Here is a 14,471-nt window from a genome sequence, read left to right on the forward strand (position 1 = left end):
CAATATTGCATTTCTTGTCTTCATATCGATTTTCGGCACCATGAGGGGAGCGCGGGTGGGTCACACAGTCATTCGGCAGCGCAAGGACGGGTCGGGTTTCAAGCTTCTGGTGATTGCATTGGCCATGGGCTCGCTTCTGGTGGGTTGCTCAAGCACCAGCAGCAACAGCGCGCGGGTGGTCGACCGCAACAACACCGTGCCCAAGCGCCCGGCGGTGACTTCTGGGCAATACATCGTCAAGCCAGGCGACACCCTGTTCTCCATCGCCTTCCGTTATGGCTGGGACTACAAGGAGCTGGCTGCACGCAACGGCATTCAGGCGCCTTATACCATCCGCCCGGGCCAAGCGATTCGTTTCAGCAGCGGTTCCAGCAGCCGCACCACGGTGGTGTCCAGCCCGTCCTCGTCAAGCCGCACCACGGTCACGCGGCGGCCTGTGGGCAGCACAGCCACGGCGCCTGCCAGCACCAGCAAACCGGCCACGTCGGCGCCTTCCGCCCCTGCCCCTGTGGTTGCTACCGTACCAGCCGCAGAGCGCGCGGTAGGTGGGTGGACCTGGCCTGCCAACGGTGTACTGATTGGAAAATTCGCTTCAAACGGTAGTTTGAATAAAGGCATTGATATCGCCGGTGATTTGGGACAGCCTGTTTTTGCTGCGTCTGATGGTGCGGTGGTTTATGCCGGGAGTGGTTTGAGGGGCTACGGCGAGCTGATCATCATCAAGCACAGCGACACCTACGTCAGTGCCTACGGTCATAACCGCAGGCTGTTGGTTCGGGAGGGGCAGCAGGTCAAGGCAGGGCAGTCGATTGCTGAAATGGGGTCTACGGGCACAGATCGGGTGAAGCTGCATTTCGAGATTCGCCGCCAGGGCAAACCCGTCGATCCACTCCAGTTCCTGCCACGTCGTTGACCGTTGTACCCAGCCTGTTCCTGTGATGTAGAGGGGACAGGCTCAAGCGCTGCCAGGGAGAAAGGTGCCGCTCGAGTCTGAGTTCGAACTCAGCAAAGGATTATAACAATGGCTCTCAGTAAAGAAGTGCCGGAGTTTGACATCGACGATGACGTCCTCCTGATGGAGACGGGTATCGTTTTGGAAACGGATGTGGTGTCAGACGAACCTGCTGTATCTTCGGTTCGGACGAGGGCCAAATCGGGCTCTTCGCTCAAGCAACACAAGTACATCGATTACAGCAGGGCGCTCGATGCCACCCAGCTGTATCTCAACGAGATTGGTTTCTCGCCGCTGCTTTCGCCGGAAGAAGAAGTGCATTTTGCGCGCTTGTCGCAAAAGGGTGACCCTGCCGGCCGCAAGCGCATGATCGAAAGCAACCTGCGCCTGGTTGTCAAAATTGCCCGTCGATACGTGAACCGTGGCCTGTCGTTGCTCGACCTGATCGAGGAGGGCAACCTGGGGCTGATCCGGGCGGTCGAGAAGTTCGACCCGGAGCGTGGTTTCCGTTTTTCGACCTATGCGACCTGGTGGATTCGCCAGACCATCGAACGGGCGATCATGAACCAGACCCGCACCATTCGCCTGCCGATCCACGTGGTCAAGGAACTGAACGTCTACCTGCGCGCCGCGCGCGAGCTGACGCAGAAACTCGACCACGAGCCCTCGCCGGAAGAAATCGCCACCTTGCTGGAAAAGCCGGTCGCCGAGGTCAAGCGTATGCTCGGCCTGAACGAGCGGGTGTCTTCGGTAGACGTGTCGCTTGGCCCGGATTCGGACAAGACCCTGCTCGATACCCTGACCGACGACCGCCCGACCGACCCGTGCGAACTGCTGCAGGATGATGACCTGTCGCAGAGCATCGATCAGTGGCTGGGCGAGTTGACCGACAAGCAGCGTGAAGTGGTTGTACGCCGCTTTGGCCTTCGCGGCCATGAAAGCAGTACCCTGGAGGATGTTGGGCTGGAGATCGGCCTTACCCGTGAACGCGTGCGGCAAATCCAGGTGGAAGGGCTCAAGCGCTTGCGCGAGATCCTTGAAAAGAATGGTCTGTCCAGCGAGTCATTGTTCCAGTAGCTAGCGCTGTAACAAAAAACGCCCCGGTGATCTCGGGGCGTTTTTGTTTGTGAAGAAAAACCAGTTTCCCCTCCGGTTGCCGGGGCGCATGGCGCCCAGACTCTGCCAGGCAAGGCACAATCAAATGTGTACCGCGCTACCCCAGTAACATCGCGTGTAAGCCTTTGCTTACTCGTTGTGTAAGCTTTCCATGCAACCTTCAGTAAATCAAAGTCGTTTCCAAAGGCTGCATTTTTACAACCCATTGAAAAGCATGGTTTATTCACCGGTGAATAAATGTGTCCGCGGAAATACCTTGCAAGGTCCATCGCTTGCTCGCCCGGCTGAACCCGCTAGTATTCGAACTGTGCACAGGGACATGCACAGGCTTTCAGGATGAAGGCCAGGGACATCGCAAGAAGCGATTTCATCAGGATGATGTTTGGGACAAGCAGGGACTACGGAAAAAAATGTGGGCGGGTCAAACCGCCCCTTTTTTTGCCCGTAGGAAAACAAAAAAGGCCCGAAGGGCCTTTTTCGCGTCTGGGCGCTATCAGCGCTCCAGGTCGGCAATCTTGCCAGGCTTGCCATCCCATTCTTCAGCGTCCGGCAGGGCGTCCTTACGCTCGGTGATATTAGGCCAGATTTCCGCCAGCTCGGCGTTCAGCTCGATGAAGTTTTCCATGCCCGAAGGCACTTCGTCTTCCGAGAAGATGGCTTGCGCTGGGCACTCCGGCTCGCACAAGGCGCAGTCGATGCACTCGTCCGGGTGGATGACCAGGAAGTTCGGGCCTTCGTAGAAGCAGTCCACCGGACAGACTTCCACGCAGTCGGTGTATTTGCATTTGATGCAGTTGTCGGTGACGACGAAGGTCATTTCTAATTCTCTCCTCAGGCGACGGCGGCGGCCCTTCCTCTCAGGGCCGCGCGGTTTACGGGCATGTGGCTGCAGGCCAGGCTAATAACCTGCAGCACCAGCAAACCGCGGCGGATTCTACCAGCTTGTAATGGGCGCCGTTATAACAGGTTCTTTAGTTGATATAGCATTTCGATAGCTTGACGCGGGGTCATGTCGTCCAGTTGCAGCTTGCCCAGCTTCTCGATGGCTGGATGCGGCAGGCTGGCAAACAAGTCGCTCTGGTGCGGCACTTGCGGCGCGTCCTTGGCCTTGTGGGCCGCTGGCTGCTCATGGGGCAGGCTGGTGGTTTCCAGCCGGCCAAGGTGCTCGCGGGCACGCTGGATCACTGCCGTCGGTACGCCGGCCAACTGCGCAACGGCCAGGCCGTAGCTTTGGCTGGCAGGGCCGGGTAGCACGTGGTGCAGGAACACGATGCGTTCATTGTGCTCGGTGGCGTTCAGGTGCACGTTGGCCACCAGCGGCTCGCTCTCCGGCAGCACGGTCAGTTCGAAGTAGTGGGTGGCGAACAAGGTGTAGGCACGCAGCTGGGCCAGGCGCTCAGCGGCAGCCCAGGCCAGCGACAGGCCGTCGAAGGTGCTGGTACCGCGGCCCACTTCGTCCATCAGCACCAGGCTGCGGTCGGTGGCATTGTGCAGGATGTTGGCGGTTTCGCTCATCTCCACCATGAAGGTCGAGCGCCCGCCGGCCAGGTCGTCACTGGAGCCGATGCGGGTGAAGATGCGGTCGACCAGCGACAACTCGCAACTCGCCGCAGGGACGAAGCTGCCGATGTGCGCCAGCAGCACGATCAGGGCTGTCTGGCGCATGTAGGTCGACTTACCGCCCATGTTCGGGCCGGTGATGATCAGCATGCGCGTACTGTTGTCCAGGCCCAGGTCGTTGGCCACGAACGGCGTGGTCAGCACCTGCTCCACCACCGGGTGGCGGCCCTGCTCGATGCGCAGGCAAGGCTCGTCGACGAAGCGTGGGCAGTTCAGGTCGAGGTTCAGTGCGCGCTCGGCCAAGTTGCTGAGCACGTCCAGTTCGGCCAGGGCGGCTGCGCTGTCCTGCAGTGGCGCCAGGTGGCTGATCAGGGTTTCCAGCAGCGCGTCGTAGAGCATCTTCTCGCGGGCCAGGGCGCGGCTCTTGGCCGACAATGCCTTGTCCTCGAACGCCTTCAGCTCCGGGGTGATGAAGCGCTCGGCGCCTTTGAGGGTCTGGCGCCGGATGTAGTCGCCCGGGGCCTGCTCGGCCTGCTTGGTCGGCAGTTCGATGAAGTAGCCGTGCACGCGGTTGTAGCCGACCTTGAGGTTGGCCAGGCCGGTGCGAGCCTTTTCACGGGCTTCCAGGTCGATCAGGAACTGGCCGGCGTTCTCGCTGATTGCCAGCAGCTCGTCCAGTTCGTTGTCATAGCCGGCTTTCAGTACGCCGCCGTCGCGGATCACCGCCGGCGGGTTGTCGATGATCGCCCGCTCCAACAGGCTGGCCAGCTCCGGATAGGTACCGGTAATTGCCGCCAGGCGCGCCAGGTGCGGCGCTTCGAGCTCGGTCATGGCGTTCTGCAGCTCTGGCAACGCGCCCAGCGCATCGCGCAGGCGTGCCAGGTCGCGCGGGCGGGCATTGCGCAGGCCAATCCGGGCGAGGATCCGCTCGATATCGCCAATTTCCTTCAACTGCGGCTGCAGCTTCTCGAAGCGGTAGCTGTCGAGCAGGCAGCGGATCGAGTCCTGGCGTGCTTGCAGCACCTTGAGGTCGCGCAGCGGGCGGTTCAGCCAGCGGCTCAGCAGGCGGCTGGCCATGGCGGTCTGGCAGCGGTCGATCACCGATTGCAGGGTGTTGTCGCGCCCGCCGGCCAGGTTGATGTCCAGCTCCAGGTTGCGGCGGCTGGCCCCATCGAGGATGACTGTATCGTCCAGACGCTCGTGGCGCAGGCTGCGCAGGTGCGGCAGGGCGGTGCGCTGGGTTTCCTTGGCATAGGTCAGCAGGCAGCCGGCGGCGCCGATGGCCAGGGTCAGCTTGTCGCAGCCGAAGCCCTTGAGGTCCTTGGTCGCGAACTGCTGGCACAGGGCCTTGCGTGCCGAGTCTCGGTCGAAGTCCCAGGGGGCGCGGCGGCGGGCGCCTGGGCGTTTCTCCGCAGGCAGGTCCCGTGGCCAGTCGTCGGGGATCAACAGCTCGACCGGGTTCAGGCGCTCGAGTTCGGCTAGCAGGTTTTCCCAGCCCTTGATCTCCTGCACGCTGAAATTGCCGCTGGTGATGTCCAGTACCGCCAGGCCGAACAGGCGCTCGTCACCGAGCAGGGCGGCAATCAGGTTGTCGCGGCGCTCGTCGAGCAGTGCCTCGTCACTGACCGTACCCGGGGTGATGATGCGCACCACCTGGCGCTCCACCGGGCCCTTGCTGGTGGCGGGGTCGCCGATCTGCTCACAGATCACCACCGACTCGCCGAGCTTGACCAGCTTGGCCAGGTAGCCTTCCAGCGAATGGAACGGAATCCCGCACATGGGGATGGACTGGCCGGCCGACTGACCGCGGGCGGTCAGGGTGATATCCAGCAGTTTCGCGGCCTTTTTCGCATCTTCGTAGAAGATCTCGTAGAAGTCGCCCATGCGGTAGAACATCAGCTGGTCCGGGTGCTGGTTTTTCAGCTTCCAGTACTGCTGCATCATCGGGGTGTGTGCGGAAAGATCTGACATTCAGGGCCTTACAGGGGGGATCTGGTTGGCGATGGTAAACCCGTAATGGTACAGGCTTTTTCGTTGCGATGCAGGCGCGTGCTATGGGGCATGCGCGCAGTCTGGCGGGCAATGGTGGAGCTGCGCCGCGTAACCCTCTAGAATGCGCGCCCCTCGATGAATGCCCCTAGCCGTGACCTGCACGATGAATGTGTCCAGCCCTGTCCCTTATGTAACGCAACAGCTGATCTACCTCCTTTATGGCGAGCGCCGGATCTATCAGCTGGAGGCAAAACTCAGCATCCTCACCGCCCTGGCCCGTTGCAAGGCGGCTGAGCTGCCGGTGATCCGCGTGCTTACCGACCAGCCACAGGCTTTTGCCGGCTGGCCGGTGGAAGTGATCGCACTGGACGAGCAGACCTTGCAGGCCTGGGCCGGCGACGGCGGCTACACCCATCGGCGCAAGGCCTGCGCCATTGCCCAGGCCGGGCAGTGGGCGGACAAGACCGTGTTCATCGATACCGATACGGTATTTCTGCAGTCGCCGCAAAAGCTGTTCAGCCAGGTCGATGTCGGGCAATTCTTGGTCGACGAGGTGGAAATGAGCTGGGCCGAGGCCTCGCGCAGCAGCTATTACCGCAGCTTCGTCGAGGGGCTTGCGGAGTCGGGCGAAGCAACGGCCGATGACCTGCGGCTGTGTAACAGCGGTGTGATGGGCTTTACCCGCGACAACGTTGGCATCGCCGAGCGCGCCATCGTCCGGATTGACGACTGGACGCCGTATGCCCGTGACTTGCATACGATCGAGCAGATCGCTTTTTCCTTCGAATTGCATGGCGCGCCGATCAACGAGGCGCGCGGCGTGATCAGCCATTACTTTGCGATGAAGCAGTACGTGCATGCCATTCTAGAAATCTTCTTTGCCAGGCATGGCGAGCATTTTCATTCGAAGATGCCAGGTCTGGCCCTGAAGGTGCCGGCGCATCGCCCGGTGCCCTCGTGGTTGGCTCGGCTCTCGGTGAAATGGAGCCTCAAGCATGTACCCCGGGAGTTGCGTGGCATCGGCCGCAAGTTGCTCTACGGCAGTGTGATGAGTGGTGATGATTACCAGCGCGCGTGCAAGGTGGTCTGGTGGCGTTCGGCAATCGAGGACATGCGCACGCTGGGCGGCTTCGACTGGAGCCGGGAGTGGCCTGAGGGGCTGCCGCGGCTGGGGCAGCGTGACGAACTGGCGTTCAGCGAAATCGCCCGGGCCAGCCTGAAAGTTTCCTGAGCCAGAGCCCGAAGCAGGGTGATAGGGTAGAGAGCCGCCCTCAAGGAGCACCCACATGGACCCGATCACTACGCTCGCCACCCGCCTGGGTGAACACCTGCGCCGATTCAATGCGCAGGTGACTACCGCCGAATCCTGCACCGGTGGTGGCATTGCCGAAGCCATCACCCGCATACCTGGCAGCTCGGCCTGGTTCGAGGCCGGTTACGTCACCTATTCCAATGCCCAGAAAACCCGCCAGCTGGGGGTGCCTGAAGCGTTGTTCGGTCAGGTGGGGGCGGTCAGCCAGGAAGTGGTCGAAGCCATGGTCCGCGGAGCTCAGGCTGCCAGTGGCGCACGCTTCGCCGTGGCGGTGAGTGGTGTGGCCGGGCCGGACGGCGGCTCGCCAGCCAAACCGGTGGGCACTGTGTGGCTGGCCTGGGGTGATGGCGATCGGGTGTTCAGCGAACGTCGGCAGTTCGATGGTGACCGCGAGGCGGTGCGCCGACAGACGGTGATCGCCGCGTTAGACGGCTTGTTACAGCTTGGTGCCGAGTAAATCGACGACAGGGGTTTGCGCGGGCGTCTGCCTGTGGAATAATACTGGCTACTTATACAGGTATTCCGGCCGTCAGGGCCAAGTCGAACACGTGAGGATTTCAATGGACGACAACAAGAAGCGCGCCTTGGCTGCGGCCCTGGGTCAGATCGAACGCCAATTCGGTAAAGGCGCGGTCATGCGCATGGGTGACCATGAGCGTCAAGGCATTCCGGCCATCTCCACCGGCTCGTTGGGGCTGGATATCGCACTGGGCATCGGCGGTCTGCCAAAAGGCCGTATCGTCGAGATCTACGGCCCGGAATCGTCGGGTAAGACCACGCTGACCCTGTCTGTCATCGCTGAAGCGCAAAAGAACGGTGCTACCTGCGCCTTCGTCGACGCCGAACATGCCCTTGACCCTGAGTACGCCGGCAAGCTGGGCGTCAACGTCGATGACCTGCTGGTTTCGCAGCCGGACACCGGTGAGCAGGCCCTTGAAATCACCGACATGCTGGTGCGTTCCAACGCGGTCGACGTGATCATTGTCGACTCCGTTGCCGCGCTGGTACCGAAGGCCGAGATCGAAGGCGAGATGGGTGACATGCATGTGGGCCTGCAGGCCCGCCTGATGTCCCAGGCACTGCGTAAGATCACCGGTAACATCAAGAACGCGAACTGCCTGGTCATCTTCATCAACCAGATCCGTATGAAGATCGGTGTGATGTTCGGCAGCCCGGAAACCACTACCGGTGGTAACGCCCTGAAGTTCTATGCTTCGGTCCGTCTGGACATCCGCCGTACCGGCGCGGTCAAGGAAGGCGACGAAGTGGTCGGCAGCGAAACCCGCGTCAAGATCGTCAAGAACAAGGTCTCGCCTCCGTTCCGTCAGGCTGAGTTCCAGATTCTTTACGGGAAAGGTATCTACCGTAACGGCGAGATCATTGATCTGGGGGTATCTCAGGGCCTGGTCGAAAAGTCCGGCGCCTGGTACGCCTACCAAGGCAACAAGATCGGTCAAGGCAAAGCCAACGCTGCCAAGTACCTGGCTGAGAACCCGGCTATTGGTGCCGAGATCGAGAAGCAGATTCGTGAGAAGTTGCTGAAAGCGGGTGCTGCTGCTGAAGCCGGCAAAGCTGCTGCTGCCGAAGCTGATGCCGATGACATGGCCGACGCTGACGCCGGTTATTGATTGCGCAGTAGATAGCCAAATATGTCTGCCGTACTCGACACCCCCGTCGCCATCCGGCGGACAGCCATGGACCTGCTCGCACGACGTGAGCACGGTCGAGTCGAGCTGACGCGCAAGTTGCGTCAGCGCGGCGCTTCGGACGAGCTGATCGAGCCTGAACTCGATCGGCTCGCCGAAGAAGGGCTGCTTAGTGAAGCCCGCTACCTCGAGAGTTTCATTCGTTATCGTTCCGGCTCTGGCTATGGCCCTGCGCGTATTCGCGAAGAGCTGTGTCAGCGTGGTTTGGCGCGTGCAGATATCGACCAGGCCCTGCGTGAAAGCGAGGTGAATTGGAGCGAGCGTATGCGCGACGTGTGGCAGCGCAAGTTTGCCGGGCAGCGCCCGCAAGATCCGCGCAGCCGCGCCCAGCAGACCCGGTTCCTGGCTTACCGTGGGTTCCCTATGGACATGATCGGTCGTCTGCTCAGCGGGCGTGATCTCGACGATTATTGAAGCTCGAAACCACAGTGGGTGGCACGTGCCCGTAGCGGATAATCTGTTTTGCCAAATGCCCCCGGCTGTCTCCATTCCATACATAGGAGCGGGTTCACCCGCGAATGCGGTAGCGGCTGCGACGGCGAATGACCAGGGAAATTGGCCAGCAGGTCAGGCCCTTTCGCGGGTAAACCCGCTCCTACGACGGTCTGCGTACAACAACCCGATCAGGTGCAGGAGCAAACAGCCTAAGGTTGCTCCTGCAGGTATCACGCGAGCTGTTACAGAAAAGCATCAACTCACTTTCAGCGCCTGTCTGGCCCTCTGCGTGGTATGCATGGGTTGTGGCTTGGCCCAGTTCTCCGGCAGGTTGATGAAATCCACCAGCTCACGCAAGCGGCCCTGATCCCGGCCGTTGAAGGCGAATGACAGGCGGGTCAGGTGGCTGTAATTGCCAACTTCGTGCTCGGCGCTGCTATCCGCTTGCTGGTGATATTTGCCACTCAGGCGCAAATCGGCAAACCCTTCCTGAATGTCATACAACGCCGCCTCGCTGAGCGCATGGTGCATGCGGATCACGAACTGGCTCTTCAGCCAGCGGCTGGAGTGGTAGTTGCTGTAGAACTGGTTGATTTCTTCAACCGCTTCGTCAGCGCTGTGTACCAGGCGCACCAGCTTCAGGTCGCTGGGCAGGATGTAGCGGTTTTCTTCCAACTGGCGGCTGATGAAGTCCAGGCAGTCACGCCAGAAGCTGCCGCCCGGTGAGTCCAGCAGCACCACCGGTACCAGTGGGCTCTTGCCGGTCTGGATCAGGGTCAGCACTTCCAGCGCTTCATCCAAGGTGCCGAAGCCGCCAGGGCACAGGACCAGGCCATCGGCCTCCTTGACGAAGAACAGCTTGCGGATGAAGAAAAAGTGGAACGGCAGTAGTTTGTCGGTACCGTTCACCGTCGGGTTGGCATGTTGTTCGAAGGGTAAGGTGATGTTGAAACCCAGGCTGTGCTCGCTGCCGGCGCCTTCGTGCGCGGCCGCCATGATACCGCCGCCGGCGCCGGTGATAACCATCAGGTCGGAGCGCGCCAGAGTGGCACCTAGCTCGCGGGCCAGCGCGTACATCGGATGCTCGAGCGGGGTGCGTGCCGAGCCGAACACGGTCACTTTGCGTCGGCCCTTGTAACGCTGCAGGGTGCGGAACGACTGGTCCAGTTCGCGCAGGGCCTGCAGGGTGATCTTGGCGCTCCAGCGGTCGCTGTCGTCATGGGCCATGCGCAGGATGGTCAGCATCATGTCGCGGTAAAGCGGCAGGTTAGGGCTGTTGGGGGCAACCAGTTGCAGTTGTGCTTCGATATTGCTCAGGTCGATATTGTTGTCGCGGAAATGGCTGAACAGCAGTTCATTCGAATGGTAAGGCATGCGACGTCTCCTTCTGCACCAATACCTCTGACCTCAATCTAGACCCTTGCGCCCGATCGTGCCGAGGTGTTCGGCGCAGCCGCCTGTCGGCCTGCGGCCATCGGCAGCACGGGTTTGGTTAACTGGTGGAGTGAAATGTGTCGATGCAGGAGGTGGCGGTATGCATCGCTTGGTCATCGAAGTGGACTGGCAGCTCTACCAGCAGCTGGAGAACGCGGCCCAGGTGCATCACCTGAGCCTTGAAGCCGAGTGCCGCCGCAGGCTGTCGGGGCTGGAGTGTCGGTCGCGATACTTGCAGGCGCTGTTAGCGGAGATGCGCGCCGATGCCGTTGAAGGGCGCTGGCGCGCTCATGAGGACGAGAAAGCGTAGCGTTGACGCTGTGCTTACTTCTTCTTGTTGCCGGCCACGCAGCTGGCGTTGTCGAAGGCCTGGTCCATGACTGGCTGGTTGGTCTTGTAGACCGTGAAGCGGTAGACCATGACGGCGCCCTTGGACATCAGGTTGCGGAAGCCGTTGTTGCGGCACACGCTGTCGCCGAGCTGGCTACGCACCTGCTCAGGGTTGGCCTGCATGCGCGCTGCGTGGCTCTGGCGTACGCTCAGGTGGTTGACCAGCGCCTTGCCTTCAACGGTGTAACCCTGATCGAGGATGTCCTCGTTGATTGCGCGTGGGGTGCCGACGCTGCTCTCTTTGGCGACCTTCTGCAGCAGGGTGTTCAGGTCGTAATCCTGCTTGGATGCCGCCTGGGCTGCCAGAGGCAGGGCGAGCAGCAGGCTCAGGGCGGGGGCGATAAGGCGCAGCATGAATCTCTCCTGGTTCGATGACTGGCGCTTTGACATGCGCGGGTCAACGGCGTTCCGTAAAATTGCGCGTGGCGAGGACCGGCACGGTAGAAGTCCGATTATAAGGAGCGCTTTGCCGGCTGCACAGCAATTGCCACCTGTTCTGGTAGACTGACCGCCTTGTTTTTTCCGAGTCATCCTTGTGCCCATTTTCAATCTGTCCAGAGACCTGCCGGCATGAGCCATGCGGTAGCGCGTCTGCGCGCCGAACGCCTGGCCCGCAGCAACAAGCCTTTCATCGCCCGTGGCTCGCGTGCCGAGCGTTGCCCGGATTGCCGGGTCATCGCCACCCATTGCCTGTGTGCCTGGAAGCCTAGGGTACAGGCTGACGCGGGTGTGTGCCTGCTGATGCACGACACCGAGCCGCTGAAACCCACCAACACCGGCTGGTTGATTGCCGACCTGATTGAAGACACCTGGGCCTTCGGCTGGTTGCGCACCGCAGTTGACGAGCGCCTGCTGGCCTTGCTCGATGACCCGCGCTGGCAGCCCTATATCGTTTTTCCGGGCGAGTTCGTTGCCCAGGAGCGGGTGGTCAGCGAGGTGGTGCGGGAGCCGGGCAAGCGGCCATTGTTCATCCTGCTGGATGCCACCTGGACCGAAGCGCGCAAGATGTTCCGCAAAAGCCCGTACCTGGACCGCTTCCCGGTGTTGAGCCTGCAAGCCGAGCAGATGTCGCGCTACCGCCTGCGGCGCTCCAAGCGCGATGATCATTTCTGTACGGCAGAAGTTGCGGCGATGTGCCTGGACCTTGCTGGCGATGGCCAGGCTTCGCAGGCGCTGGATGCCTATCTGGATGTGTTCAGCCTGCATTACCTGAGCGGCAAGCGGCGGCTGCCGCTTGACGAGCAGGACGACACCCATCAGCGTTTGCATACCTTCCTATAGTCCAAGGGGCACAACCCCTGCTTTGGTTCATAATGACGGAGCTGGCAGCCAGGGTGGGCGAGGCGGCAGGGCGATTGGCTTGATCACCCTTGACCGTGCTCGGCATCCTTGGCGCCGATTCCCCGCCGGGCGCTTCCCTTCCCCTCGAGTGCCTGGCACAGAACAGGATCCTTAGATCGATGGCCACATACGAAATCCTGATTGCCGATGACCACCCACTGTTCCGTGGCGCCCTGCGCCAGGCCGTTACCCTCGGGCTTGGCTCCGATGTGCGTCTGGTCGAAGTCGCGAGCATTGCCGAACTGGAAACCCGCCTGAGCGAAAAAGCCGACTGGGACTTGGTGCTGCTGGACTTGAACATGCCGGGTGCCTACGGTTTTTCCGGTCTGGTGCTGCTCCGCGGGCAGTACCCGCAGATCCCCGTGGTGATGGTTTCGGCACAGGAAGAGGCCGCCGTGGTGGTCAAGTCCCGCGAGTTCGGCGCCAGTGGTTTCATTCCCAAGTCCAGCACCCTGGAAGTGATCCAGGATGCGGTGCGCAAGGTGCTCGACGGCGAGGTCTGGTGGCCGCCGCAGGCGTTCGAAAAGGTCGATGTTTCGGCCGAGGCCAAGGCCGCCAGCGAAGGCTTGGCCAGCCTCACGCCGCAGCAGTTCCGGGTACTGACCATGGTCTGCGAAGGCTTGCTGAACAAGCAGATCGCCTATGAGCTGAGCGTGTCGGAAGCGACCATCAAGGCCCACGTTACCGCGATCTTCCGTAAACTGGGCGTGCGTACCCGGACTCAGGCTGCACTGCTGCTGCAACAACTTGAATCGGTTGCCAGCAACTGACTGCGTGTGGCTTCACGCTTTTTTGACCCGAGCCGGTCTAGTCTGCTGGCCTTTCTGCTGTGAAGTGACTCACATGACATCGCCATTCAAGGGCCAGACCGGCCTCAAACGCATCTTCAACGCCGCTGGCTACTCGCTGGACGGCCTGCGTGCCGCCTTCAAGGGCGAGGCCGCATTCCGCCAGCTGGTGCTGCTCAACGTGCTGCTGATCCCGATTGCCTTCTGGCTGCCGGTCAGCCGCGCCGAGCGGGCAATCATGATCGCCGTTTGCCTGCTGGGGCTGATCGTCGAGCTGTTCAATTCGGCGGTGGAGGCGGCCATCGATCGCATTTCGCTGGAGCGCCACCCGCTGTCGAAAAATGCCAAGGACATGGGCAGCGCCGCACAGCTGGTGGCCCTGACCATGGTGGCGCTGGTGTGGGGTGTGATCCTGCTTTAAGCGATCGGCGGCAGCACGATCTCGTCACTGCGGGTAAAGCCCGCAGTGAAGTTGCGGCATAGCTCGAGAAACTCACGCATGGCCGAGGTCTGGTACTTCTGTTTGTGCCAGATGAAGTAGAACTGGCGCAGCAGGTCCAGCTCCGGTGTTTCCACAGGTACCAGGCTGCCACGGCGGAAGGCGTCACGCAGGGCCAGACGTGAAATGCAACCGATGCCCAGGCCCGACTCCACCGCGCGCTTGATCGCTTCGGTGTGCTCCAGCTCCAGGCGAATATTGAGGTTGGCGCGGTGATGGCGCATGGCCTGGTCGAAGGTCAGGCGCGTGCCTGAGCCTTGTTCGCGCAGGATCCACGCCTCCTGCGAAAGGCTTTCGATATCGGCGCGGCCCAGTTTCGCCAGTGGGTGCTGTGGCGCACAGAACACCACCAGTTCGTCCTCGACCCACGGCTGAACTTCCAGGTCGGGGTGATTGCAGTCACCTTCGATTAGACCCAGATCAATTTCGTAGTGCGCGACCTGTTGCACGATATGCGCAGTATTTTGAACATGCAGTTTTACCTGGCTTTCCGGGTGTGTCTGCATGTAGTTGCCGATCAGCAGGGTGGCCAGGTAGTTGCCGATGGTGAGCGTGGCGCCGACCGCCAGTGAGCCGAAACCGGATTTGCCGTTGAGCAGGTCTTCGATTTCCTTGGCCTGGTCAAGCAGGGCTACTGCTTGTGGCAGCAATTGATGGCCCAGGGCATTGAGGGCCAGGCGTTTGCCGGCACGGTCGAACAGCTGGCAGCTCGATTGCCGCTCCAGTTCCGTGATAGAGGTACTGGCGGCCGACTGCGACAGCGCCAACAGGCTGGCGGCCCGAGAGACGCTTTGGTGCTGGGCGACGGCGACGAAGACTTGCATTTGACGGAGTGTGAATCGCATATCGATATAACCGATAACACATATCTTGATAATCCAGTTAACAGATATTGTCGCTGCCCCTAAACTATTGCGCAACTGTGCGCTTTGCGCGCGCGTTTTTC

General features: G+C 61.2%; 15 protein-coding genes. 10 read left to right on the top strand and 5 right to left on the bottom strand.

Annotated features, from left to right (window positions below):
- Positions 1–55: 55 nt before the first annotated feature.
- Positions 56–913 carry a peptidoglycan DD-metalloendopeptidase family protein gene (locus ACF8FB_RS12965; RefSeq protein WP_049588177.1) on the top strand — a complete coding sequence of 286 codons (858 nt, stop codon included), beginning with the start codon at positions 56–58 and terminating at the stop codon, positions 911–913.
- Positions 914–1,021: 108 nt separating this feature from the next.
- A complete protein-coding gene (gene rpoS / locus ACF8FB_RS12970) occupies positions 1,022–2,029 on the top strand; it encodes an RNA polymerase sigma factor RpoS (RefSeq protein ID WP_003252351.1) in 1,008 nt (335 codons plus the stop codon).
- Between the two features lie 532 nt (positions 2,030–2,561).
- On the opposite strand, the gene fdxA is transcribed toward rpoS, so the two are convergent.
- Positions 2,562–2,885 carry a ferredoxin FdxA gene (gene fdxA / locus ACF8FB_RS12975; protein ID WP_003252355.1) on the bottom strand — a complete coding sequence of 108 codons (324 nt, stop codon included), beginning with the start codon at positions 2,883–2,885 and terminating at the stop codon, positions 2,562–2,564.
- 140 nt (positions 2,886–3,025) lie between these two features.
- Positions 3,026–5,599 carry a DNA mismatch repair protein MutS gene (gene mutS, locus ACF8FB_RS12980; RefSeq protein ID WP_010952693.1) on the bottom strand — a complete coding sequence of 858 codons (2,574 nt, stop codon included), beginning with the start codon at positions 5,597–5,599 and terminating at the stop codon, positions 3,026–3,028.
- A 184-nt stretch (positions 5,600–5,783) separates the two neighbouring features.
- On the opposite strand from mutS, the gene ACF8FB_RS12985 reads away from it, so the two are divergent.
- The 4 genes from ACF8FB_RS12985 (at position 5,784) to recX (ending at position 9,052) form a co-directional block, all read left to right on the top strand.
- Entirely contained in the window at positions 5,784–6,851 is a 1,068-nt protein-coding gene (locus tag ACF8FB_RS12985; protein ID WP_392509124.1) for a hypothetical protein, read from the top strand.
- 55 nt (positions 6,852–6,906) lie between these two features.
- A complete protein-coding gene (locus ACF8FB_RS12990) occupies positions 6,907–7,389 on the top strand; it encodes a CinA family protein (RefSeq protein ID WP_010952695.1) in 483 nt (160 codons plus the stop codon).
- A 103-nt stretch (positions 7,390–7,492) separates the two neighbouring features.
- The gene (gene recA / locus ACF8FB_RS12995) at positions 7,493–8,560 is read left to right on the top strand and encodes a recombinase RecA (protein ID WP_003252365.1); all 1,068 of its coding nucleotides are present in this window, start codon (positions 7,493–7,495) and stop codon (positions 8,558–8,560) included.
- A gap of 21 nt (positions 8,561–8,581) precedes the next feature.
- Positions 8,582–9,052 (top strand): recombination regulator RecX, encoded by a 471-nt coding sequence (recX, locus tag ACF8FB_RS13000; RefSeq protein ID WP_010952696.1) that lies wholly within the window; start codon positions 8,582–8,584, stop codon positions 9,050–9,052.
- 276 nt (positions 9,053–9,328) lie between these two features.
- Here recX and ACF8FB_RS13005 read toward each other — a convergent pair whose 3' ends face one another.
- Positions 9,329–10,447, bottom strand: a complete 1,119-nt coding sequence (locus ACF8FB_RS13005) for an LOG family protein (RefSeq protein ID WP_003252368.1) — start codon at positions 10,445–10,447, stop codon at positions 9,329–9,331.
- A 160-nt stretch (positions 10,448–10,607) separates the two neighbouring features.
- Between ACF8FB_RS13005 and ACF8FB_RS13010 the strand changes: the two genes are divergently transcribed.
- A complete protein-coding gene (locus ACF8FB_RS13010) occupies positions 10,608–10,817 on the top strand; it encodes a hypothetical protein (protein ID WP_012053470.1) in 210 nt (69 codons plus the stop codon).
- A 14-nt stretch (positions 10,818–10,831) separates the two neighbouring features.
- Here the strand turns inward: ACF8FB_RS13010 and ACF8FB_RS13015 are convergent, their stop codons facing one another.
- Complete coding sequence (locus ACF8FB_RS13015; RefSeq protein WP_003252372.1) at positions 10,832–11,251, bottom strand: quorum-sensing-regulated virulence factor family protein; 420 nt, start codon at positions 11,249–11,251, stop codon at positions 10,832–10,834.
- Positions 11,252–11,467: 216 nt separating this feature from the next.
- On the opposite strand from ACF8FB_RS13015, the gene ACF8FB_RS13020 reads away from it, so the two are divergent.
- From ACF8FB_RS13020 to ACF8FB_RS13030, 3 genes are all read left to right on the top strand, one after another.
- Complete coding sequence (locus ACF8FB_RS13020) at positions 11,468–12,178, top strand: tRNA-uridine aminocarboxypropyltransferase (protein ID WP_003252373.1); 711 nt, start codon at positions 11,468–11,470, stop codon at positions 12,176–12,178.
- A gap of 179 nt (positions 12,179–12,357) precedes the next feature.
- Positions 12,358–13,008, top strand: coding sequence for a response regulator transcription factor ErdR (gene erdR, locus ACF8FB_RS13025; protein WP_010952699.1), 651 nt, complete (start codon positions 12,358–12,360; stop codon positions 13,006–13,008).
- Between the two features lie 73 nt (positions 13,009–13,081).
- Complete coding sequence (locus ACF8FB_RS13030) at positions 13,082–13,447, top strand: diacylglycerol kinase (RefSeq protein ID WP_010952700.1); 366 nt, start codon at positions 13,082–13,084, stop codon at positions 13,445–13,447.
- Here the strand turns inward: ACF8FB_RS13030 and finR are convergent.
- Positions 13,444–14,370: a LysR family transcriptional regulator FinR gene (gene finR, locus ACF8FB_RS13035; RefSeq protein ID WP_003252379.1), complete on the bottom strand. Its 927-nt coding sequence runs from the start codon at positions 14,368–14,370 to the stop codon at positions 13,444–13,446. The genes ACF8FB_RS13030 and finR overlap by 4 nt on opposite strands.
- Positions 14,371–14,471 lie beyond the last annotated feature (101 nt).

Source organism: Pseudomonas sp. yb_2 (assembly GCF_043103905.1).
Classification (GTDB): Bacteria; Pseudomonadota; Gammaproteobacteria; order Pseudomonadales; family Pseudomonadaceae; genus Aquipseudomonas; species Aquipseudomonas alloputida.